This window comes from Geodermatophilus sp. DSM 45219, assembly GCF_900104025.1.
Taxonomy (GTDB): Bacteria; Actinomycetota; Actinomycetes; order Mycobacteriales; family Geodermatophilaceae; genus Geodermatophilus.
The window spans coordinates 374,636-395,801 of sequence record NZ_FNIQ01000005.1 but is presented as its reverse complement, the minus strand read 5'-3'; the positions used below and the strand labels follow the sequence as shown (position 1 = coordinate 395,801).

Sequence of the window (21,166 nt, the reverse complement as noted above, 5' to 3'; positions counted from 1 at the left end):
GACCGGCACGTCGCCGACGAGCGCCAGCGAGGAGGGGACGTGACGAACGCAGCCCGTGCGGAGGTGGTGGTCGACCTCGACGCCATCGCCGCCAACACCGCGGCGCTCCGCGAGCGGGTCGGCCGGCCGCTCATGGCGGTGGTGAAGGCCGACGGCTACGGCCACGGCATGGTCCCCGCCGCTCGCGCGGCGCTGGCCGGGGGCGCCGACGCGCTGGGCGTCGCGGTGCTGGAGGAGGCCCTGGCCCTGCGCGCCGCCGGCGTCGACGCCCCGCTGCTCGCCTGGCTGCACGCCCCGGGCACCGACTACGCCGCGGCGCTGGCCGCCGACGTCGAGGTGTCGGTCAACGCCGAGTGGGCGCTGGCCGAGCTGGTCGCCGCCGCCCGCGCGGCCGGCCGCATCGCCCGCGTGCACCTGTTCGTCGACACCGGCCTGTCCCGGGAGGGCGCCACCGAGGCCGACTGGCCCGGCCTGGTGGCCGCCGCGGCACGGGCGCAGGCCGACGGGGAGGTGGACGTCGTGGGCCTGTGGAGCCACATGGCCTACGCCGACGCGCCGACCCACCCGACCATCGGCGCCCAGGTCCGGGTGTTCGAGGAGGCGGTGGCCCTCGCGCGGCGGGCCGGGCTGACCGGTGCGCGGCTGCACCTGGCCAACTCCGCGGCGACGGTCGCCCTCCCGGACACCTGGTACGACATGGTCCGCCCCGGCATCGCCGTCTACGGGCTGGACCCCCTCGGCGGCGACCCCGCCGTCCACGGGCTGCGGCCGGCGATGACGGTGCGGGCCAGCGCGGCGCTGACCAAGCGGGTGCCGGCCGGCGTCGGCGTCTCCTACGGCCACACGTACTTCCCCGAGCGGGAGACGACGCTGCTGCTGGTGCCGGTCGGCTACGCCGACGGCGTGCCCCGCGCGGCGGGCAACCGGGCACCGGTCCTGGCCGCCGGCGCGCACCGGACCATCGCCGGGCGGGTCTGCATGGACCAGTTCGTGCTGGACGTCGGCGACGCGCAGGTCCGCCCCGGCGACGAGGTCGTCCTGTGGGGCCCGGGTGACCGCGGCGAGCCCACGGCGCAGGACTGGGCCGACGCGGTGGACACCATCCACTACGAGCTGGTCACCCGGATCGGCGGCCGCTTCAGCCGCCGCTACGTCGGCTCGGCGGGCGCGGTCTGATGGCGCTCCGCAGGCACACGAGGAAGCACACCCTGCCCGCCCGGAGCGGGGGCCACGCGCACTCCCGCGCCGGGATCGTGGGCGCGGTGCTCGGCCTGGCCGCGGCCGGCGCCGCCGTCGGCGTCGCCGTCAGTCGGGCCGCCGCCCGCCGGGTGGGTGCCGAGCGGCTGGGCTCGGCCGCCGGGCTGCCCAGCGGTGCGTCGGACGCCGAGCTGCGCGAGGACGACCCGCTCGGCCCGCGGTCCCGGCGCGCCGACCGGACCGCGCACGTGGCGGCCGACGACGGGGCGCTGCTGTACGTGGAGGAGGTCGGGCCGGCCGACGCCCCGCTGACCGTCGTCTTCGTCCACGGCTACTCGCTGTCGATGGCGTCCTGGACCTTCCAGCGCCGGGCCCTGGGCGCCGCGCTGGCCACCGCGAACGGCTCCCGCCCGACGGCCCGGCTGGTCTTCTACGACCAGCGCGGCCACGGCGCCTCCACCCGCGGGCCGGCCGCGCACTCGACGATGCGGCAGCTGGGCCGCGACCTCGACGCCGTGCTGCGCGCGCGGGTGCCGCACGGGCCCGTGGTGCTGGTCGGCCACTCGATGGGCGGCATGACGGTGATGGCCCTGGCCGCGCTGCGCCCGGGGCTGTTCGGCACGCGGGTCGTCGGCGCGGCGCTGATGAGCACCTCCAGCGGCAACCTCTCCGACCTCGACTTCGGCATGCCCGAGCTGCTGACCCGCGTGCGGGCGGCGGTCCTGCCGATCGCGGCGTTCACGATGCGCCGCCGTCCCGGCCTCGCCGAGCGCACCCGCCGGCTGGCCGCCGACCTCATTTCGACCGTCACCTGGTCGCTGTCGTTCGCGTCGCGGGACGTCGACCCCGCGCTCGGGCGCTACGTCGACTCGATGATCGCCGGGACGCCGGTCGAGGTGATCGCGGAGTTCTACCCCGCGCTGGCCGGCCTGGACGAGACCGCCTCGCTGGAGCCGCTGCGCGCCGTCCCGGTGCTGGTGCTGACCGGCGACCGCGACACGCTGATCCCGTCCCGCCACAGCGACATGCTGGTGGAGCTGCTCGGCGGGCCGGATGCGCCCGGTGTGGAGTTCGTCGTGGTGCACGAGGCGGGCCACATGGTGGTCCTGGAGAAGCCCGACGAGGTGACCGCGGCGCTGTCGGCGCTGCTGCGCCGGGTGGTCGCCGACCTGCCGACCGGAGCGGGCCGGTGACCCGGTCGCCGCGCTCCGACGCCGCCGCCGGGGAGGTCGCCCGGGTCGCGGCCGAGGCCGCCGACTGGGAGGCGCTGGCCGCCGCGGCCCGCCCCTGCGTGGCCTGCCCCGAGCTGGCCGCCACCCGGCGGCACGTGGTGGTGGGCGACGTCCCGGCCGCCGGGCGCCCGAGGTTCGCCCTGGTCGGCGAGGCGCCCGGGGCGAACGAGGACGAGACCGGCCGGCCCTTCGTGGGGAGGTCGGGTCAGCTGCTCGACCAGCTGCTGGCCGAGGCCGGGCTGGACCGCGCCGAGGCCGCCGTGCTCAACGTCGTGAAGTGCCGTCCCCCCGGCAACCGGACGCCGAAGGCGCCCGAGGTGGCCCGCTGCAGCGGCTGGCTGCGGCGGCAGCTGGAGCTGCTGGACCCGCCGGTCGTCGTGGCCCTGGGGCTCTCGTCGGCCAAGTGGTTCCTCGGCCCGCGCACCGTGCTGGCCCAGGCCCGCGGCCGCGCGCACGACGTCGACGGCCGCGCCGTCTGGGCGACCTACCACCCGTCGGCGGCGATCCGCTTCGGCCCGGACGGGGCGCCGCGGGCCGGGCTGCTGGCCGACCTGACCGCGGTCGCGGGGACCCTGGCGTGAGGCGCGAGCACGTCCTGCCGACCCCGGAGGACACCCGGGCGCTCGGCGCGGAGCTGGCCGGGGTGGTGCGCCCCGGTGACCTCGTGGTGCTGGTCGGCCCGCTGGGCGCGGGCAAGACCGCGCTCACCCAGGGCCTGGGCGAGGCGCTGGGCGTGCGGGAACCGGTGACGTCACCGACGTTCGTCATCGCCCGCGTGCACCGCGGCGGCCGGGTGCCGCTGGTGCACGTCGACGCCTACCGGCTGGGCGGCGTCGCCGACGTCGACGACCTGGACCTCGACGCGTCCACCGACGAGTCGGTCACCGTCGTCGAGTGGGGTCAGGGGCTGGTGGAGCAGCTCGCCGACGAGCACCTCGAGGTGCGGCTGGACCGCCGGGACGACGACGTCCGGACCGCGCTGCTGGTGCCGCACGGCCCCGGGTGGGCACGGCGGCTGGACTGGACCCGCTGACCGTCCACCACGTCGTCGCGGGCCTGCTCGTCCGCGGCACCGAGGTGCTGCTGGGCCACCGGTCGCCGGGGCGCCGCTGGCACCCCGACGTGTGGGACCTCCCCGGCGGCCACGTCGAGCCCGGCGAGGACGAGCGGACGGCGCTGGCCCGGGAGCTGCGCGAGGAGGTCGGCGTGGTCCCGCGGGAGACGACGCGGCCGGACCGCATCGAGGACGGCGAGCTGCGGCTGGCCCACCCCGCCTGCGTCGACGTGGTCCGGCAGGCGGTGGCGGGTGCCGGCTGAGGTGCGCTGACTAGGCTGGGTGGTCGTGCTCGTCCTCGCCCTCGACACCGCCACGCCGACGCTGGTTACCGGCCTCGCCCGGTGGTCGCCGGACGGCGCGACCGAGGTGCTCGCCGAGCGCGCGGTGCCCTCGGGCAACCGGCACGCCGAGCTGCTGACCGTCGCCGTCACCGACGTGCTGGGCGACGCCGGGCTGCCGCTGGCCGAGGTCGACGCCGTCGTGACCGGCCTGGGTCCCGGGCCGTTCACCGGGCTGCGCGTCGGCGTGGTCACCGCCGCCGCCATCGCCGACGCCCGCGGGCTGCCCGTGGTGGGTGTCTGCTCGCTGGACGCCGTGGGCTCCGGCGCCCGCACCGTGGTCACCGACGCCCGGCGCAAGGAGGTCTACTGGGCCGCCTACGCCGCCGACGGCTCGCGGGTCGACGGCCCCGGCGTGGCGCGGCCGGAGGAGCTGACGGTCGTCGGCCCGGTGGTGGGTGACGTCCGGTTCGCCGGGCGGCTGGGCGTGGAGGTCACCCCGGCCGAGGTGACGACGGCGGGGCTGGTGCGTGCCGCGGCGGCGCAGCTGGCCGACCCGTCGTCCGCCGCGCCGCTGGTGCCGCTGTACCTGCGCCGCCCGGACGCCGTCCCGCCGACGTCGTTCAAGCCGGTGACCACGACGTGACGGCGCGGCTGCGGCCCATGCGGCCGGCCGACCTGGACGCCGTCCTCGAGCTCGAGGACCAGCTGTTCGCCCCGGACACCTGGACCCGGGCGATGTACCGCGACGAGCTCGCCCGCCCCGACACCCGGCTCTACCTGGTGGCCGAGGACGGCGACCGGGTCGTCGGGTACGCCGGGCTCATCGCCTACGACGACGAGGCGCACGTGGCCACCATCGGGGTCGCCGAGGACCGCCAGGGCGAGGGGATCGGCGCGCTGCTGCTCGACGCGCTGCTCGCCGAGGCCGACCGGCGCAGCCCCGTCGTCCTGCTGGAGGTCCGCGCGGACAACGGGGTGGCGCAGGAGCTGTACCGGCGGCGCGGGTTCACCGAGATCGGACGGCGACCGCGCTACTACCAGCCGAGCGGCACGGACGCCGTCGTGATGAAACGGGAGGTGCCGCGTGGCTGAGCCGCTGGTCCTGGGATTCGAGACCTCGTGCGACGAGACCGGGGTCGGCCTCGTGCGCGGGCGGACGCTGCTCTCCGACGCGCTGGCCACCTCGGTGGCCGAGCACGAGCGCTTCGGCGGGGTGGTGCCCGAGATCGCCTCGCGGGCGCACCTGGAGGCGATGGTGCCGGCGGTGCACCGGGCGCTGGCCGAGGCCGGGGTGCAGGCGTCCGACGTCGACGCGGTGGCGGTGACCGCCGGCCCGGGGCTCACCGGCGCGCTGCTGGTCGGGCTGGCCGCGGCCAAGGCCTACGCGCTGGCCCTGGACAAGCCGCTGTACGGGGTCAACCACCTGGCCGCGCACGTCGCCGTCGACGAGCTGCAGCACGGGAAGCTCGCCGAGCCGTCGCTGGCGCTGCTGGTCTCCGGCGGGCACAGCTCGCTGCTGCTGGTGCCCGACCTCGCCCGCGAGGTGCAGTCGCTGGGCCGCACGATCGACGACGCGGCGGGGGAGGCCTTCGACAAGGTCGCCCGGGTGCTGGGCATGCCGTTCCCCGGCGGCCCGCCGATCGACAGGGCGGCGCGCGAGGGCGACCCGGCCGCGATCGCGTTCCCGCGCGGGCTCACCGGCCCCCGCGACGCCCCCTACGACTTCTCCTTCTCCGGCCTGAAGACCGCCGTCGCCCGGTGGGTCGAGGCCCGGCAGCGGGCGGGGGAGCCGGTGCCCGTGGCCGACGTCGCGGCGTCCTTCCAGGAGGCGGTCGCCGACGTGCTGACCGCCAAGGCGGTCCGCGCCTGCCGCGACCAGGGCGTCGACCACCTGGTGCTCGGCGGCGGGGTCGCGGCCAACTCGCGGCTGCGCGCGCTGGCCGAGGAGCGGTGCGCCGCGGCGGGCATCGTGCTGCGGGTGCCCAGTCCGCGGCTGTGCACCGACAACGGCGCGATGGTCGCCGCGCTCGGCTCGCGGCTGGTCGAGGCGGGGGTGGCACCGTCGGCACCGGACGTCGGCGCCGACAGCTCCCTGCCGATCGAGGTCGTCACCCGCTGAGGACCGCCTTTATCGCGATAATGGTGGTCAGCGGAGGTCGCAGACGAGCGCTGTGGGCGTGCCGGCGACGCGGGTGACGACGACGGTCGCCGTCCCCGCGCCCGGGCCGCGCAGCTGGCGGGCGAGTGCCTCCGGCTCGATCGCGGAGCCGCGCTTCTTGACCACGACCCGGCCGACGTCGCGGGCGCGCAGCAGCGCCTTGAGCTTCTTCAGGTTGAACGGCAGCACCTCGTCGACCCGGTAGGAGGACACCCAGGGGGAGCCGGCCTCCACGTCGGAGGTCAGGTAGGCGATCGTCGGGTCGACCAGCGTGGCGCCGAGGTCGGCCGCGACCAGCGACACCAGCCCCGAGCGGATCACCGCCGGGTCCGGCTCGTGCAGCCGGCCGCGCACCGGACCGGTCGGCGCGGGCCCGGGGTCGGCGTCGGCGGTCAGCTCCAGCACCGCGCCGTCCCGCACCAGGGACGCCCGCCGCCACACCGACGAGACCCCGCGCCCCCACAGCAGCGCCTCGACGATCGAGCCGCCCGCCGACACCCACTCCGCCTCGACCCCGGCCGGCACCCGCTCGTGGTCCAGACCCGGGGCCACCTTCACCACCGCGCGGGGCATGCGCTCCAGCAGTGTCACCACCGTCGACCAGGGCGGTGACCAGCGGTCGGGGTCCAGTTGCCGTCGCCCGCCGGCCCGCCGGGCCGGGTCCAGGACGGCGGCGCCGCAGCCGGCCACCTCGCCACCACGGGCGGCGTCGACCAGCTCGACGGCGTCCCCGGCGACCACCCACACCCGGTCAGCCACCCCGAGCGCCTCCGCGTTGGCAGCGGTCAGCTCGCGGGCCACCGGGTCGGTGTCGACGGCGAGCACGGTCGCCCCGGCCCGCGCCAGGGCGACGGTGTCGGTGCCGGACGCGCAGCCGAGGTCGGCGGCCGAGTCGGCGTCGTCCCCCAGCAGCCGCCGCGCCCGCCGGGTGGCCAGCGCGGGACGGCCGGCCTGCTCGAGGGTGTCGGCGGTGAGGAACAGGACGTCGGCGTCGGCGCCGAACAGCGGCCGCGCCCGCGCGCGCAGCCGCGCCAGCTCCCAGGCCGGCCCGGCGTGCTCCGCCCCGACCTCCGCCCGCAGCCGGGCCAGCCCGGTCAGCAGGTCGGCGCCCTCGGCGAGCAAGGCGGCCGCACGGGCCACGCCCGCCGTCCCCTCGGGGGTGCGCAGCCAGCGGAGCTGGGCGAGCACGTCGTCGGACACGCAGGAGAGCGTCCCGCACGGGTCTGCCGCCTGCTCCGGGGACCCGGTTGAGCGGCTGGCACTCTCGTAGGTAGAGTGCCAATCGACACGGGCAGGTGCCTGACCCCCGCGACGGCAGGCCCCGGCCCCCGTGCCACAGCATGCAAGCCCACCAGCCGTCCGACACCGAAGGGGGCGTCACCACGTGACGACCGCTACCAAGGTCAACATCAAGCCGCTGGAGGACCGCGTCGTGGTCCAGGCCAACGAGGCCGAGACCACCACCGCCTCCGGCCTGGTCATCCCGGACACCGCCAAGGAGAAGCCGCAGGAGGGCACGGTCGTGGCCGTGGGCCCCGGTCGCGTCGACGACAACGGCAACCGCGTCCCGCTCGACGTCTCCGTCGGCGACGTGGTCATCTACTCCAAGTACGGCGGCACCGAGGTCAAGTACGCCGGCGAGGAGTACCTCGTGCTCTCCGCCCGCGACCTGCTCGCCGTCGTGGAGAAGTAGGAGGACCCCGCTCCTCCCCACCCCTCGCAGGCTCGGGGCGGGCCCCTGGACCGGGGCCGTTCCAGTGCCTGCGACGGGGGCGCTCCAGCACGTCACGTCCGCCCCGGCGACCCGAACTGACCGGGTCCCGGGGCGGTCGTCGTCCGAGCCCGCATCCACTCCTGATCGGAAGGGCCCCATGGCCAAGATCATCAAGTTCAACGAGGACGCCCGCCGCTCGCTCGAGCGTGGTGTGGACAAGCTCGCCGACGCGGTCAAGGTGACCCTCGGCCCGCGCGGGCGCAACGTCGTCCTCGACAAGAAGTTCGGCGTCCCGACCATCACGAACGACGGCGTGACCATCGCCCGCGAGGTCGAGCTCGAGGACCCGTACGAGAACCTCGGCGCCCAGCTGGCCAAGAACGTCGCCACCAAGACCAACGACGTCGCCGGCGACGGCACCACCACCGCGACCGTGCTCGCCCAGTCCCTCGTGCACGAGGGCATGCGCAACGTCGCCGCGGGCGCCAGCCCGACGGCGCTGGGCGTGGGCATGCGTGCCGCCGCCGACGCGGTGTCCAAGGCGCTCGACGAGGTCGCCATCCCGGTGTCCGACCAGCAGGCCATCGCCGGCGTCGCCACCGTCTCCGCGCAGGACGCCGAGGTCGGCGACCTGATCGGTCAGGCCATGGAGAAGGTCGGCAAGGACGGCGTCATCACCGTCGAGGAGAGCAACGCCCTCTCCACCGAGCTGGACGTCACCGAGGGCGTGCAGTTCGACAAGGGGTACCTCTCGCCCTACTTCGTCACCGACCAGGAGGCGATGGAGGCCGTCCTCGAGGACGCCCTGGTGCTGCTGGTCAGCGGCAAGATCGGCGCGCTGGCCGACCTGCTCCCGCTGCTGGAGAAGGTGCTGTCCACCGGCGGCCGCCCGCTGCTCATCGTCGCCGAGGACGTCGAGGGCGAGGCGCTGTCCACCCTCGTCGTCAACTCGATCCGCAAGACGATCAAGGTCGTCGCGGTCAAGTCGCCGTACTTCGGCGACCGCCGCAAGGCGTTCATGACCGACCTCGCCGTCGTCACCGGCGGCCAGGTGGTCAGCGAGGACGTCGGCCTCAAGCTCGACCAGGTCGGCCTCGAGGTGCTCGGCACCGCGCGCCGGGTCACGGTCACCAAGGACGAGACGACGATCGTCGACGGCGGCGGCACCGGTGAGGCCATCGGCGACCGCGTCGCGCAGATCCGCCGCGAGATCGAGGCGACCGACTCCGACTGGGACCGCGAGAAGCTGCAGGAGCGGCTGGCCAAGCTGGCCGGCGGCATCGGCGTCATCCGCGTCGGTGCGGCCACCGAGGTCGAGATGAAGGAGAAGAAGCACCGGATCGAGGACGCCATCGCCGCCACCCGCGCCGCGGTGGAGGAGGGCGTCGTCCCCGGTGGTGGCTCGGCGCTGGTGCACGCGGCCGCGGCCGTGGACGCCCTGGACCTGTCCGGTGACGAGCTCACCGGCGCCCGCGTGGTCCGCCGGGCGCTGGACGCCCCGCTGGTGCGCATCGCCGAGAACGCCGGCTTCGAGGGTCGCGTCGTGGTGGCGAAGGTCCGCGAGGCCGGGGTCGGTCAGGGCTTCAACGCCGCGACCGGCGAGTACGGCGACCTGGCCGCCCAGGGCGTCATCGACCCGGTCAAGGTCACCAAGGCCGCGCTGGGCAACGCCGTCTCGATCGCCGCGATGGTGCTGACCACCGACTCCGCCGTCGTCGAGGCGCCGGAGGAGGAGCCGGCCGGGGCCGGCCACCACACCCACGGTCACTCGCACGGCCACGGGCACAGCCACTGAGCTGACCCGCTCGATGATCAGCTGAGCTGATCACCGCGGCTCCTGGCTCACCACCGACCGTGAGCCAGGAGCCGCGATCGTGAGCCCGGATGCTGTCCGCAACCGTCCCGCAGACGCCGAGAGGGCCGGTCCAGCAGCTGCTGGACCGGCCCTCTCGGTGACTCTCTGGAACGGCCCCGCGTCAGGGCCCCGTCCCGAGCCTCCGGGGGATGGGGGACGCGGGGTCCTCCTTCAGACCCCCGCGGCGACGGCGGCGGGCTCCGCGGCGATCAGCCGGGCCCGCTCCTCCTCGCTCATGCCGCCCCAGACGCCGTAGGGCTCGCGGACCGACAGTGCGTGCTTCAGGCAGGACTCGACGACCGGGCAGCGGCCGCAGACCGCCTTCGCGGCTGCCTGGCGACGGGCTCGGGCCGGGCCGCGCTCGCCGTCCGGGTGGAAGAAGAGAGCCGTGCTCTCCCCGCGGCAGGCGCCGTGCAGCTGCCAGTCCCAGACCTCGGCAACGGGCGTGGGCAGGCGGCGGATGTCGGCCATTCGTCCTCCTCGGCTCGGTGCGAGCCGGAGGGGGCGGTCCGGTCGCATGGGGCCGGGTGCCCGAGGCCTCCGCGGGTCAAACACACGGTGACCCTGCATTTTGTCGGCTCCGGCCTCCCCCCGCTGGGTGAGAGCGGCTGTCGCCCGCCCGTGTAGTCGATCAAGGTGGCTGCAGGCCCTGCCGAACACCGCCCCGGGACACCCGAGGCGACCGGCGCGGCCGGCGCGACGACGGAGTCCCCGGGCGGGACGCGTCCGAGCGACACCCGGCCGGGGGACCCGGGCGGTGGACCCGGTCGAGACGTGCGACCGGCGAGCGAGGAGCAGGCGTGATCGACGACAGGATGCGCGGACCCGGCCACGGCACGACGTGCGTGTGGGTCTACGACGAGCGCCGGCGGGTCCGTGACGACATCGCGGGCCGGCTGGTGGCGTTGCCGTTCGTCAGCCGGGTGGAGGTCGTCGGCGACGCCGCCGCCCTCATGGCCCGGCTGGCCACCCGGCAGCCCGACGTCCTGCTGATCGGTACCCAGCGCGCCATGGACTCCGGGCTCACCGTCGCCACCCAGGCGCTGCGCGCCCACCCCCGCCTGCCGGTGCTGGTCCTCGGCGCCCCCGACGACGGCGAGACCGTCCGGGCGGCGGTCGCGGCCGGCGCCCGTGGCTACCTCCGCTGGGACGCCACCGCGCTGGAAATGGGCCTGGGCCTGTCGCGGGTCGGCCTGCGGGTCGACGGCCGCGGCCCCGCGCCCGCCGTCCCGGCGCAGCCGGTCCCGCTGGCCTCGGTCGGCGCGCACACCGCGCACGGCGGCGGGACGCCGTCCTGGAGCGGTGCCACCCCGCTGGCCGGCGCCGCGCCGACCACGGTGCGCTCGACCGTCCGCGAGCCCGCGCCGGTCAGCCTCTCGATGCGCGAGATGCAGGTGCTCACCGGCATGAGCCAGGGCAAGAGCAACGCCCAGATCGGCCGCGAGCTCTACCTGTCCGAGGACACCATCAAGACCCACGCCCGCCGGCTGTTCCGCAAGCTGGGTGCCAAGGACCGCGCCGAGGCGGTGGCCACCGGCTTCCGCCGGGGCATGATGCAGTGACTCCGCGGTCCTGACCGCGACCCGACGCGCGCTGAGCGCCCCCTCCCGGTGTGGGAGAGGGCGCTCAGCGCGTGTTCGGGGACGTCAGCCCCGCCCGAGTGCGGGGAACTCGGGCTCACCGAACGCGGTCCAGGCCCGACTTCCCCGCAGTCGGCTCGAGGAGTGGGCCCCTGGAAGGGGATGTCCTCGCTCAGTCGTCTCTCGCGTGCTTGCCGCCGCGGCCGTCGCCGCCGGGCTCCTCGCGCTCGGCCACCGCGGCGATCCCGTCGGCGTAGCCGCTGGCGTAGTCCCAGCTGACGTAGTCGTCGGGGTCGGGGTCGAACGGCGGCTCGTGCCGGCCGGTCTGCCCCTCCTCGAGCAGCTGGCGGAGGTTGGCCTGCATCAGCGCCCAGTCGACGTGGTGCTCCTCGTCGCAGTCCGGGCAGTCGACCACGATGCCCTTGATGCCGGTGGGCTCCAGCAGCGTCCGGAACACCTCCAGCTCGGCGAGGTCGTCCAGGACGCCGGCCCGTTCCTCCATGGTCAGCGGCGGCGGACCCGGCTGGTCGGCGGACCCGAAGTCGGGGCCGGAGGCGTCGTCCCAAGAACTCACGGGTGCCACGGTATCGGCCGGACGGACATCACACAGAGCCCCGAGGGGCGCCGCCTACGATCAGATGCGGCTCCCCGCGCGCCCAGGAGGGTGCCGGCCGATCCGGAGGGGTGGCGGCAACCGATGCAGCCCGATGAGTTCGTGCCCGAGCTGCCGGCGAAGTTCGCCCCGCTCGGCCTGACCTACGACGACGTCCTGCTCATCCCCGGCGCGTCGGACGTGGTCCCCGCCGAGGTGGACACCGGCAGCCGGGTGACCCGCGGCATCCGCTTGGCGGTGCCGCTGCTGTCCAGTGCGATGGACACCGTCACCGAGGCCCGGATGGCCATCGCCATGGCCCGGGTCGGCGGGATGGGCGTGCTGCACCGCAACCTCGCCGCCGAGGAGCAGGCCGGCCAGGTCGACCTGGTGAAGCGCTCCGAGGCCGGCATGGTGACCAACCCGGTCACCTGCTCGCCGGACAACTCCCTCGCCGAGGTCGACGCGCTGTCGGCGCGCTACCGCATCTCCGGCGCCCCGGTGGTCGACGCGGACGGCGTGCTGGTCGGCATCGTGACCAACCGCGACATGCGCTTCGAGAGCGACCAGTCGGTGCTGGTCCGCGACGTGATGACGCCGATGCCGCTGGTCACCGCGCCGGTGGGCGTCGACGCCGACACCGCGCTCGCGCTGCTGCGCAAGAACAAGATCGAGAAGCTGCCGCTCGTCGACGGCGCCGGCCGGCTGCGCGGCCTGATCACCGTCAAGGACTTCGTCAAGCGCGACCAGTACCCCGACGCCACCAAGGACGACGACGGCCGCCTCGTCGTGGGCGCGGCCCTCGGGGTGGGGGACGACGCCTACAAGCGGGCCGGGCTGCTCGTCGACGCGGGCGTGGACGTGCTCGTCGTCGACACCGCGCACGGCCACCAGCGGGCGGTGCTGGAGATGGTGGCCCGGGTCAAGGCCGACTTCGGCGTGCAGGTCGTCGGCGGCAACGTCGCCACCCGCGCCGGCGCCCAGGCGCTGATCGACGCCGGGGTGGACGCAGTCAAGGTCGGCGTCGGCCCGGGCTCGATCTGCACCACCCGCGTGGTCGCCGGCGTCGGCGTCCCGCAGGTCACCGCGATCTACGAGGCGGCGCTGGCGGCCCGGCCGGCCGGCGTCCCGGTGATCGCCGACGGCGGGCTGCAGTACTCCGGCGACATCGCCAAGGCCCTGGTCGCCGGCGCCGACACCGTGATGATCGGTGGGCTGTTCGCCGGCGTCGAGGAGGCGCCGGGCGAGCTGGTCTTCGTCAACGGCAAGCAGTACAAGACCTACCGGGGCATGGGCTCGCTGGGCGCGATGCAGAAGCGCGGCAACCAGTCCTTCAGCCGCGACCGCTACTTCGCCGACGACGTCCTCTCCGACGACAAGCTGGTCCCCGAGGGCATCGAGGGCCAGGTGCCCTACCGGGGTCCGCTGGCCGGCGTCGCCCACCAGCTCGTCGGCGGGCTGCGCGCCTCGATGGGCTACGCGGGGGCGCAGACCATCGCCGACCTGCAGGAGCGCGGTCAGCTCACCCGGATCACCTCGGCGGGTCTGGTGGAGAGCCACCCGCACGACATCCAGATGACCGTCGAGGCACCGAACTACCGGGGACGCTGACCATGCCCACGCGCGACACCGTCGAGATCGGCCTCAACCGCTTCGCCCGCCGGGGGTACGACCTCGACGAGGTCTCCATCGTCCCCAGCCGGCGCACCCGGGACATGGACGACGTCTCGACCGCCTGGCAGATCGACGCCTTCCGGTTCGACATCCCGCTGGTCACCAGCCCGTCGGACGCGGTGGTCAGCCCGGCCACCGCGATCGCCGTCGGGCAGGCCGGCGGGCTCGGGGTGCTCAACGCCGAGGGGCTGTGGACCCGCTACGAGGACCCCGAGCCGGCCTACCAGCGGCTGCGTGAGGCCGCCGGTGACGGGCCGCCGCCGGTGTCGCTGCTGCAGGAGGTCTACGCCCGGCCGGTCGACCCGGACCTGATCGCCGCACGGGTCAAGGAGGTCCGCGACGCCGGCGTGACCACGGCGGTGCGCGTCTCGCCGCAGCACACCCTCCAGCTGGCCCCGACGGTGCTGGCCGCCGGCGTCGACCTGCTGGTCATCCAGGGCACCATCGTGTCCGCGGAGCACGTCACCACGTCGGGCGAGGCGCTCAACCTCAAGGAGTTCATCGCCGACCTCGACGTCCCCGTCGTCGTCGGCGGGGCCGCTGACTACCAGACCACCCTGCACCTCATGCGCACCGGTGCGGCCGGTGTGATCGTGGGCGTGGGCGCCGACACCTACTCGACCACCGACGCCGTCATGGGCATCCGGGTGCCGCTGGCCAGTGCCATCGCCGACGCCGCCGCGGCCCGCCGCGACTACCTCGACGAGACCGGCGGCCGCTACGTGCACGTCATCGCCAACGGCCGGATCGAGACCAGCGGCGCCATCGCCCGCGCCCTGGCCTGCGGGGCGGACGCCGTGCAGGTCGGCGAGCCGCTCCGCGCGGCCGCCGAGGCGCCCGGCGGGGGGATCTGGTGGGACTCGGTGGCGGCGCACCCGCGGCTGCCCCGCGGCGGGACCTCGGCCCCGGTCGCCCCGGCGGGCTCCCTGCACGACGTGCTGCTCGGGGAGGCCCGCAGCGCCGACGGGCGGACCAACCTGTTCGGCGCGCTGCGCCGGACGATGGCCAAGACCGGCTACCGGGACCTCAAGGAGTTCCAGCGGGTCGACCTCGTGATTGGGGGAGGGGCCCCCCGGGAGGGTGGCTCCGGGCAGCAGGGCATCGGCGGGTCGTGATGGAGTTCCCGACCGTCCTCGTCGTCGACTTCGGCGCGCAGTACGCCCAGCTCATCGCGCGGCGGATCCGGGAGGCCGGGGTCTACTCCGAGATCGTCCCCTCCGACGTCCCGGCCGAGGAGATCGTCGCCCGCAAGCCGGCGGCGATCGTCCTCTCCGGCGGGCCGTCCAGCGTCTACGCGGACGACGCCCCGCGGATCGACCCGACGCTGTTCGAGGCCGGCGTCCCGGCGTTCGGCATCTGCTACGGCTTCCAGGCGATGGCCGCCTCGCTGGGCGGCACGGTGGCCCGCACCGGCGACCGCGAGTACGGCGGCACCCCGCTGACGGTCACCACGCAGGGCCGGCTGTTCGGCTCGCTGCCGGTCGAGCAGTCGGTGTGGATGAGCCACGGGGACGCCGTCAGCGCCGCCCCGCCCGGGTTCACCGTCACCGCCACCTCCACCGGTGCGCCGGTCGCCGCGTTCGAGGACGTCGACCGCAAGCTCGCCGGCGTCCAGTTCCACCCCGAGGTGCGGCACACCGCGCACGGGCAGACCGTGCTCGAGCACTTCCTGTTCGACATCGCCGGCCTCGAGCCGACCTGGACGATGGCCAACGTCGTCGAGGAGCAGGTCGAGCGGATCCGCGCCCAGGTCGGCGACCGGCGGGCGCTGTGCGCGCTGTCCGGCGGGGTCGACTCCGCGGTCGCCGCGGCACTCGTGCAGCGGGCCGTCGGTGACCGGCTGACCTGCGTCTACGTCGACCACGGTCTGATGCGCGAGGGCGAGACCGAGCAGATCGAGCGGGACTTCGTCGCCGTCACCGGTGCGGACCTGCGGGTGGTCGACGCGCGCGGGCAGTTCCTCGCAGCACTGGCCGGGACCAGCGACCCCGAGCAGAAGCGCAAGGTCATCGGCCGGGAGTTCATCCGGGTCTTCGAGCAGGCCGCGCTCGACATCGTGAAGGACGCCGAGGCGCACGGCGAGACCGTCGACTTCCTCGTGCAGGGCACGCTGTACCCGGACGTCGTCGAGTCCGGCGGCGGCACGGGGACGGCGAACATCAAGAGCCACCACAACGTCGGCGGGCTCCCCGAGGACCTCACGTTCACCCTGGTCGAGCCGCTGCGGACGCTGTTCAAGGACGAGGTGCGCGAGGTCGGCCTGCAGCTCGGGCTGCCCGAGTCGCTGGTGTGGCGCCAGCCGTTCCCCGGCCCGGGGCTGGGCATCCGGATCGTCGGCGAGGTGACCCAGGAGCGGCTCGACGTGCTGCGGCAGGCCGACGCGATCGCCCGTGCCGAGCTCACCGCCGCCGGCCTGGACCGCGAGATCTGGCAGTGCCCGGTGGTGCTGCTGGCCGACGTCCGCTCGGTGGGTGTGCAGGGCGACGGGCGCACCTACGGCCACCCGGTGGTGCTGCGGCCGGTGTCCAGCGAGGACGCGATGACCGCCGACTGGACGCGGCTGCCCTACGACGTGCTGGCCCGCATCTCCACCCGGATCACCAACGAGGTGCCCGAGGTCAACCGGGTGGTGCTCGACGTGACGAGCAAGCCGCCGGGCACCATCGAATGGGAATAGAAGTAGAAGGACCCCGTCCTCCTCATCCCTCGCAGGCTCGGGACGAGCCTCTGGACGGGGCCAACGGAAGCCCTGCAGCGGGGCCGTTCCAGGGTGTCACCATCCGGCCGCTGACCGACGCCGACGTCGACGCGGTCGTCGCCTTCTCCCTCGACGCGTGGGAGCCGGTGTTCGCGAGCTTCGAGGCCGTCATGGGGCCGCGGGTGTTCGGGATGGTCCACCCCGACTGGCGGACGGCACAGGCCGCCGCGGTGGCCGAGGTGTGCCGGTCCCTCGATGCCTGGATCGCCGACGTCGACGGCGTCCCGGTCGGCTTCGTCGCCGTCCGGTGGACCGAGGAGGACGCCACGCCGGTCGGGGAGGTCGAGATGATCGCCGTCGCCCCGGCGCACCAGCGGGCCGGGATCGCCGGCCGGCTGCTCGGCCGGGCGGTCGACGAGATCGCCGCACGGGGCGTCCCGCTCGCCGTCATCGGCACCGGCGGGGACGACGGACACGCGCCGGCCCGCGCCCTCTACGAGCGGCACGGCTTCACCGGCCTGCCGCTGGTGCGCTACTACCGCGCGCTCTGAGTCGCGCGGACGCTGCGGGCCTCGGGCGGGGGGATGCCGAAGAGCGCCGGGTCGCGGGGCGGCGCGGTCTCGGGGGTGAGCGCGGCGCCCATGATGCGGTCCCGGCGGAACCAGCGCGGTCCCTGCCGCTCCCGGCACCAGGCGGCCAGGTACCAGCGGTCGCCGGTGCGCGCCAGCAGCTGCGGCTCCACCCGGCGTCGCGTCGTCGCGCCGTCCCGGTCCCGGTAGGTCAGGGCCACCACCCGGCGCCCGGCGAGGGCCTGCTCGACCACCGCGGCCGCGCGGCTGCGGGGGGCCGACGTCCCGTGCACCCACACCCGGCCGGCCAGCCGCTCCACCTCCGCGCGCGCCGCCGGGCCCAGCACGTCGAGCACCTTCTCCAGCGCCACCCGGCCGTCGGCGGCGAACGGCGCGTCGGCGGACCCGCTGAGCGCCACGGCGACCGCGACCGCCTGCGCCGGCGTGAGGTTGACCGGCGGGAGCGTGGCGACCGCGTCGAGCACGTACCCGCCGCCCGGTCCAGCGCTTGCCCAGATCGGCACCCCGGCCTGCTGCAGCGCGGCGACGTCCCGCTTGACCGCGCGGGTGGACACCTCCAGCCACCCGGCCAGCCGCTGCGCCGTCCGGCCGCGCGGCCCGGCCCGGCGCAGCTCCTCGGTGAGCGCGTGCAGCCGGTCGGTGCGGTTCACGCCCGGATCGTGGCAGGAGTCGGTGACAGGACGGTGTCACCGAGCCCGCGGGAGGGTCGTCCCATGGCATCCATCGCGCTGTTCCACTCCGTCCTCGGCGTCCGCCCGGGGGTCCTCGACGCCGCCGAGCGCCTCCGGGCCGCCGGGCACGAGGTGCTCGTCGTCGACCAGTACGGCGGGCGGGTCTTCGACGACTACGAGGAGGCGGGTGCCTACGTCGACCGGGTCGGCTTCCCGGCGCTGATGCAGGCAGCCGTGGACGCGGTCGCGGACCTGCCGGACGGGTTCGTCGTCGCGGGCTTCTCCAACGGCGCCGGCATGGCCGAGTACGTGGCCACCCAGCGGTCCTGCCGCGGCGCGCTGCTCGTCGCGGGCGCGCTGCCGCTGGCGGTGCTCGGCGTGGACGCCTGGCCGGCCGGCGTCCCGGTGCAGGTCCACCACAGCGAGGGCGACCCGAAGCACGCGCCCGAGTGGCTGGACGCCTTCGCCGCCGACGTCCGGCGGGCGCCGGCGCCGGTCGAGGTCTTCGGCTACCCGGGCGAGGGGCACCTGTTCACCGACCCGAGCCTGCCGGCGGAGTACGACGGGCAGGCGACCGAGCTGTTCTGGTCGCGCGCCCTCGCCTTCGTCGGCCGGACCTGACACGGCGGAGGGCCCGGGGAGCCGATCGGCTCCCCGGGCCCTCCGGGTGCGTGCGGTCAGCGCCGGCGGCGGGCCCGGCGCAGCTCGGACACCAGCAGCGCCACGCCGCCGCCGATGAGCACCAGCCACAGCAGGCCGCCCTCGGTGACCAGGCCCAGCGGGAGGACCGCACCGGCCATCAGCACGACCGCCAGGACGACGAAGAAGAGACCCGGGATCAGGGCGGTGAGGTCGACGCCGCGGCGCTGCGGCCGGGGCGGGTCCTCGGTCTCCAGCGGGGTGACCTCGCCCCAGGCGTGCTCCTGCCAGGCGGTCGGGGTCGTCGGGAACTCGCTGTAGTCAGGCACGGCGCACCTCCACGTCACCGACGCCGGCGTCGATGGTCAGTTCGATCTCGGGGTTCCCGTCGCCGGTCCAGGACGCGGAGCCGGTGCCGGGGGAGAAGCCGCCGTCGGAGCCGAGGTCGAGGACGTCGACGTTGCCGATACCGCCGTCCACGTCGACCCGGACGTCCGCCGAGCGGGGGACGATCACCTCGACGTTGCCGACGCCGCCGTCCAGCCTCGTGGCGAGCGGGCCGTCGAGGTCGGACAGGCCGATGCGGGAGAGGTCCAGCGTCGCGTCGCCGATCCCCTGGTCGTAGACCGGCTGGACGGCGTCCGCGGTCGCCGGGCGATAGGTGCGGTTGCCCATGCCGTCGTCGTCGACGGCCCGCCACGGCTCGGCGGCGACGGCCACCAGCGCGATCGACAGGACGACGCCGAGGGTGATCAGCCCGCCCCTGCCCGTCCGCCCGCCGGAGAACGCGGCGGCGACCAGCCCGAGCCCGACGAGCAGGAGCGCGGTGCCGAGCACGATGCGCGGGCCGACGTCCCAGTCGGTGAGCCGGGTGATCAGCACCAGCGAGCCGACGACGATGAGCAGGCCGGCCACCGTCAGGCCGGGGACGGGGGACCGCGGCCCGGCGGGACGGGCGGCGCGCGGTACGTGCGGGGACCCGTCGGAGGGCGTGAACAGCCACAGCAGCAGGTAGACCGGGACGCCGGGGCCGGCCAGCGCCAGCGCGACCAGGCCGACCCGCCACAGCAGCGCGTCGATGCCGCTGTACTCGGCGAGGCCGCCGGCGACGCCGCCGATGACCTTGTCGCTGCGGCTGCGCCGCAGCGGCGGCCGCACCGGGGGACCGGGCGGCGGGGTGTACGCAGCCGCCGGCGGGTCCGCCGACGGGGGAGCGGGAGGCGGTGCGGATGTCATGGCACAGACCCTGCTCGCGGCGAGGGGAGCGGTCCATCAGGGAACGCCCCCATCCGACCCCGGTCCACCAGCCCGGGTGGTTCCTGGTGTCGGGGCGGGCCGCGGCGGTGCGACGATCGGCACCGTGACCACGACCCTGCCCGTGCCCGTGCGGCCGCCCCTGGTGCGCCCGCGCTCGGGGCGCCTGCTGGCCGGGGTCGCCGCGGGGACGGCGGCGCACCTGCAGGCCGACCCGCTCGTCGTCCGCGTCGCCTTCGTCCTGCTCGCCTCGACCGGCATCGGCGTCGTGGCCTACGCGCTGCTGTGGTTCTTCATGCCGGTCGCCGACGCCGACGCCGCCCCGGTGGCCGACGGCGCGACCGAGGAGCCCAGCCGCCGTCAGACGCTGGGCCTGGGCCTGCTCGGCCTCGGCGCGCTGATCCTGGTGACCCGGCTCGGCAGCTGGGGCGGCGGTGACCTGGTGCTGCCGCTGCTGCTGGTCGTCCTCGGGCTGACCGTCATCTGGCGCCAGCTGGACACCGACCGCACCCTCACCCGGCCCGCCGTCCCCTGGCTGCTCGCCGCTGGGGTGCTGCTCGGCGTCGCCGGGGTGGTGCTGCTGCTGGCCACCACCGGCCAGCTGGACGACGCGCGCAACGGCTTCACCGCGACCCTGGTGATCCTGGCCGGCGTCGCGCTGGCCACCGCGCCGCTGTGGCGCCGGCTGCTGGCCTCCCGCGAGGCCGAGCGCACCGCCCGCGCGCGCTCCGAGGAGCGGGCCGCCGTCGCCGCCCACCTGCACGACTCGGTGCTGCAGACCCTCGCGCTGATCCAGCGGCACGCCGACGACGCCACCGCGGTGTCCCGGCTGGCCCGCAGCCAGGAGCGCGAGCTGCGCACCTGGCTGTACGAGCCGGCGGTGGCCGCCGGCGGCGGCACCTGGGCGTCGCTGGTGTCCGGGGTGGTCGCCGAGGTGGAGGCCGACCACGCGCTCACCGTCGAGTCGGTCGTCGTGGGCGACGCCCCGCTGGACGACGCGCTCGCCGCCCTCGGCGCGGCCACCCGCGAGGCGCTGGTCAACGCGGCCAAGCACTCCGGGGCCGCCGTGGCCGACCTCTACACCGAGGTGGGCCCGCAGCGGGTCGCCGTCTTCGTCCGCGACCGCGGCGCCGGCTTCGACCCGGCCACCGTGCCCGGCGACCGGCGCGGCCTGCGGGACTCCGTGACCGGCCGGCTCACTCGCCTGGGCGGGACGGCGACGGTGCGCTCGGCACCGGGGGAGGGCACCGAGGTGGAGCTGTGCCTCCCCCGCCAGGAGGCGGCCGCGTGAGCACCCGGGTCTTCTTGGTCGACGACCACGCGATGGTGCGGTCCGGGGTCCGGGCCGAGCTCGGCGGCGCGGTGGAGGTCGTCGGCGAGGCCGCCGACGTCGCGGGTGCGGTCGACGGGATCCGGGCCACGGTGCCCGACGTCGTCCTGCTCGACGTGCACCTGCCGGGCGGCGGGGGACGCGCGGTGCTGGAGACGCTGCGGGCCGAGCTGCCGTCGGTGCGCTGGCTGGCGCTGTCGGTGTCCGACGCCGCCGAGGACGTCATCGCCGTCATCCGCGCCGGCGCCCGCGGCTACGTCACCAAGAGCATCTCCGGGCCGGACCTGCGCGACGCCGTCGCCCGGGTCGCCGACGGGGACGTCGTGTTCAGCCCGCGGCTGGCCGGGTTCGTGCTCGACGCCTTCGCCGCGACCTCGCCGTCCGCCCCGCAGCCCGAGGACCCGGCCACCGACCCCGGCCTGGACCTGCTCAGCGCCCGCGAGCGGGAGGTCATGCAGCTGCTCGCCCGCGGCTACACCTACCGGGAGATCGGCTCGCGGCTGTTCATCTCGGTGAAGACGGTGGAGTCCCACGCGTCGAACGTGCTGCGCAAGCTGCAGCTGTCCAACCGCAACGAGCTCACCCGCTGGGCGGCCACCAACCGGCTGCTGTAGTGCCTTCCGCGTGCGGAAGGCACCTGGGAA

At 75.6% G+C, this 21,166-nt stretch carries 24 protein-coding genes; 18 read left to right on the top strand and 6 right to left on the bottom strand.

What is annotated here, in order from left to right:
- The first annotated feature begins 39 nt into the window (after positions 1-39).
- The 8 genes from alr to tsaD are packed head-to-tail and all read left to right on the top strand — an operon-like array spanning position 40 to position 5,886.
- Positions 40-1,176 carry an alanine racemase gene (alr, locus tag BLR12_RS17530; protein WP_091380925.1) on the top strand — a complete coding sequence of 379 codons (1,137 nt, stop codon included), beginning with the start codon at positions 40-42 and terminating at the stop codon, positions 1,174-1,176.
- Complete coding sequence (locus tag BLR12_RS17525) at positions 1,176-2,390, top strand: alpha/beta fold hydrolase (RefSeq protein WP_255363589.1); 1,215 nt, start codon at positions 1,176-1,178, stop codon at positions 2,388-2,390. The genes alr and BLR12_RS17525 overlap by 1 nt, the downstream gene beginning before the upstream one ends.
- Complete coding sequence (locus BLR12_RS17520; RefSeq protein WP_091380922.1) at positions 2,387-3,010, top strand: uracil-DNA glycosylase; 624 nt, start codon at positions 2,387-2,389, stop codon at positions 3,008-3,010. The genes BLR12_RS17525 and BLR12_RS17520 overlap by 4 nt, the downstream gene beginning before the upstream one ends.
- Positions 3,007-3,462: a tRNA (adenosine(37)-N6)-threonylcarbamoyltransferase complex ATPase subunit type 1 TsaE gene (tsaE, locus tag BLR12_RS17515; RefSeq protein ID WP_091380919.1), complete on the top strand. Its 456-nt coding sequence runs from the start codon at positions 3,007-3,009 to the stop codon at positions 3,460-3,462. The genes BLR12_RS17520 and tsaE overlap by 4 nt, the downstream gene beginning before the upstream one ends.
- The gene (locus tag BLR12_RS17510; RefSeq protein ID WP_218120717.1) at positions 3,432-3,746 is read left to right on the top strand and encodes an NUDIX domain-containing protein; all 315 of its coding nucleotides are present in this window, start codon (positions 3,432-3,434) and stop codon (positions 3,744-3,746) included. Before tsaE ends, BLR12_RS17510 begins: the two co-directional genes overlap by 31 nt.
- A 25-nt stretch (positions 3,747-3,771) precedes the next feature.
- A complete protein-coding gene (gene tsaB, locus BLR12_RS17505; RefSeq protein ID WP_091381261.1) occupies positions 3,772-4,410 on the top strand; it encodes a tRNA (adenosine(37)-N6)-threonylcarbamoyltransferase complex dimerization subunit type 1 TsaB in 639 nt (212 codons plus the stop codon).
- Positions 4,407-4,859: a ribosomal protein S18-alanine N-acetyltransferase gene (gene rimI / locus BLR12_RS17500; RefSeq protein WP_091380916.1), complete on the top strand. Its 453-nt coding sequence runs from the start codon at positions 4,407-4,409 to the stop codon at positions 4,857-4,859. The genes tsaB and rimI overlap by 4 nt, the downstream gene beginning before the upstream one ends.
- Positions 4,852-5,886 (top strand): tRNA (adenosine(37)-N6)-threonylcarbamoyltransferase complex transferase subunit TsaD, encoded by a 1,035-nt coding sequence (tsaD, locus tag BLR12_RS17495; RefSeq protein WP_091380913.1) that lies wholly within the window; start codon positions 4,852-4,854, stop codon positions 5,884-5,886. Before rimI ends, tsaD begins: the two co-directional genes overlap by 8 nt.
- 27 nt (positions 5,887-5,913) lie before the next feature.
- On the opposite strand, the gene BLR12_RS17490 is transcribed toward tsaD, so the two are convergent.
- Entirely contained in the window at positions 5,914-7,125 is a 1,212-nt protein-coding gene (locus tag BLR12_RS17490) for a class I SAM-dependent methyltransferase (RefSeq protein ID WP_091380911.1), read from the bottom strand.
- Positions 7,126-7,309: 184 nt separating this feature from the next.
- On the opposite strand from BLR12_RS17490, the gene groES reads away from it, so the two are divergent.
- Together groES and groL are read left to right on the top strand one after the other, a co-directional pair.
- Positions 7,310-7,618 carry a co-chaperone GroES gene (gene groES / locus BLR12_RS17485; RefSeq protein WP_089303764.1) on the top strand — a complete coding sequence of 103 codons (309 nt, stop codon included), beginning with the start codon at positions 7,310-7,312 and terminating at the stop codon, positions 7,616-7,618.
- Positions 7,619-7,796: 178 nt separating this feature from the next.
- Positions 7,797-9,434, top strand: a complete 1,638-nt coding sequence (groL, locus tag BLR12_RS17480; RefSeq protein WP_091380908.1) for a chaperonin GroEL — start codon at positions 7,797-7,799, stop codon at positions 9,432-9,434.
- Between the two features lie 231 nt (positions 9,435-9,665).
- Here the strand turns inward: groL and BLR12_RS17475 are convergent, their stop codons facing one another.
- Complete coding sequence (locus tag BLR12_RS17475; RefSeq protein ID WP_091380905.1) at positions 9,666-9,965, bottom strand: WhiB family transcriptional regulator; 300 nt, start codon at positions 9,963-9,965, stop codon at positions 9,666-9,668.
- A 329-nt stretch (positions 9,966-10,294) separates the two neighbouring features.
- Between BLR12_RS17475 and BLR12_RS17470 the strand changes: the two genes are divergently transcribed.
- On the top strand, positions 10,295-11,056 hold the full coding sequence (locus tag BLR12_RS17470) for a response regulator transcription factor (RefSeq protein ID WP_091380902.1): 762 nt from the start codon (positions 10,295-10,297) through the stop codon (positions 11,054-11,056).
- A gap of 190 nt (positions 11,057-11,246) precedes the next feature.
- Here the strand turns inward: BLR12_RS17470 and BLR12_RS17465 are convergent, their stop codons facing one another.
- Positions 11,247-11,648 carry a DUF5319 family protein gene (locus BLR12_RS17465; protein ID WP_091380899.1) on the bottom strand — a complete coding sequence of 134 codons (402 nt, stop codon included), beginning with the start codon at positions 11,646-11,648 and terminating at the stop codon, positions 11,247-11,249.
- A 123-nt stretch (positions 11,649-11,771) separates the two neighbouring features.
- Here BLR12_RS17465 and guaB point away from each other — a divergent pair, with 123 nt between their 5' ends.
- From guaB to BLR12_RS17445, 4 genes are all read left to right on the top strand, one after another.
- Positions 11,772-13,277, top strand: coding sequence for an IMP dehydrogenase (gene guaB, locus BLR12_RS17460; RefSeq protein WP_091380895.1), 1,506 nt, complete (start codon positions 11,772-11,774; stop codon positions 13,275-13,277).
- 2 nt (positions 13,278-13,279) lie between these two features.
- Positions 13,280-14,455 carry a GuaB3 family IMP dehydrogenase-related protein gene (locus tag BLR12_RS17455; RefSeq protein WP_091380892.1) on the top strand — a complete coding sequence of 392 codons (1,176 nt, stop codon included), beginning with the start codon at positions 13,280-13,282 and terminating at the stop codon, positions 14,453-14,455.
- Entirely contained in the window at positions 14,455-16,017 is a 1,563-nt protein-coding gene (gene guaA, locus BLR12_RS17450) for a glutamine-hydrolyzing GMP synthase (RefSeq protein ID WP_091381259.1), read from the top strand. Before BLR12_RS17455 ends, guaA begins: the two co-directional genes overlap by 1 nt.
- 167 nt (positions 16,018-16,184) lie before the next feature.
- Entirely contained in the window at positions 16,185-16,589 is a 405-nt protein-coding gene (locus BLR12_RS17445) for a GNAT family N-acetyltransferase (protein ID WP_218120716.1), read from the top strand.
- Here BLR12_RS17445 and BLR12_RS17440 read toward each other — a convergent pair.
- Positions 16,574-17,278 (bottom strand): helix-turn-helix transcriptional regulator, encoded by a 705-nt coding sequence (locus tag BLR12_RS17440; RefSeq protein WP_091380886.1) that lies wholly within the window; start codon positions 17,276-17,278, stop codon positions 16,574-16,576. The genes BLR12_RS17445 and BLR12_RS17440 overlap by 16 nt on opposite strands.
- Between BLR12_RS17440 and BLR12_RS17435 the strand changes: the two genes are divergently transcribed.
- The gene (locus BLR12_RS17435; RefSeq protein ID WP_369803467.1) at positions 17,255-17,920 is read left to right on the top strand and encodes a dienelactone hydrolase family protein; all 666 of its coding nucleotides are present in this window, start codon (positions 17,255-17,257) and stop codon (positions 17,918-17,920) included. The genes BLR12_RS17440 and BLR12_RS17435 overlap by 24 nt on opposite strands.
- Before the next feature lie 56 nt (positions 17,921-17,976).
- Here the strand turns inward: BLR12_RS17435 and BLR12_RS17430 are convergent, their stop codons facing one another.
- Positions 17,977-18,267: a hypothetical protein gene (locus BLR12_RS17430; RefSeq protein WP_091380879.1), complete on the bottom strand. Its 291-nt coding sequence runs from the start codon at positions 18,265-18,267 to the stop codon at positions 17,977-17,979.
- A complete protein-coding gene (locus BLR12_RS17425) occupies positions 18,260-19,174 on the bottom strand; it encodes a PspC domain-containing protein (RefSeq protein ID WP_091380876.1) in 915 nt (304 codons plus the stop codon). The genes BLR12_RS17430 and BLR12_RS17425 overlap by 8 nt, the downstream gene beginning before the upstream one ends.
- A gap of 124 nt (positions 19,175-19,298) precedes the next feature.
- Between BLR12_RS17425 and BLR12_RS17420 the strand changes: the two genes are divergently transcribed.
- Together BLR12_RS17420 and BLR12_RS17415 are read left to right on the top strand one after the other, a co-directional pair.
- Entirely contained in the window at positions 19,299-20,483 is a 1,185-nt protein-coding gene (locus BLR12_RS17420; RefSeq protein ID WP_091380872.1) for an ATP-binding protein, read from the top strand.
- Positions 20,480-21,136: a response regulator gene (locus BLR12_RS17415; protein WP_091380870.1), complete on the top strand. Its 657-nt coding sequence runs from the start codon at positions 20,480-20,482 to the stop codon at positions 21,134-21,136. Before BLR12_RS17420 ends, BLR12_RS17415 begins: the two co-directional genes overlap by 4 nt.
- The last annotated feature ends 30 nt before the right edge of the window (positions 21,137-21,166 follow it).

Coding starts and splice junctions, on each gene's coding strand:
- BLR12_RS17525 (WP_255363589.1), top strand. CDS start 1,176: ATGGCGCTCCGCAGGCACACGAGGAAGCACACCCTGCCCGCCCGGAGC.
- groL (WP_091380908.1), top strand. CDS start 7,797: ATGGCCAAGATCATCAAGTTCAACGAGGACGCCCGCCGCTCGCTCGAG.
- BLR12_RS17475 (WP_091380905.1), bottom strand. CDS start 9,965: ATGGCCGACATCCGCCGCCTGCCCACGCCCGTTGCCGAGGTCTGGGAC.
- guaB (WP_091380895.1), top strand. CDS start 11,772: ATGCAGCCCGATGAGTTCGTGCCCGAGCTGCCGGCGAAGTTCGCCCCG.
- BLR12_RS17455 (WP_091380892.1), top strand. CDS start 13,280: ATGCCCACGCGCGACACCGTCGAGATCGGCCTCAACCGCTTCGCCCGC.
- guaA (WP_091381259.1), top strand. CDS start 14,455: ATGGAGTTCCCGACCGTCCTCGTCGTCGACTTCGGCGCGCAGTACGCC.
- BLR12_RS17425 (WP_091380876.1), bottom strand. CDS start 19,174: ATGACATCCGCACCGCCTCCCGCTCCCCCGTCGGCGGACCCGCCGGCG.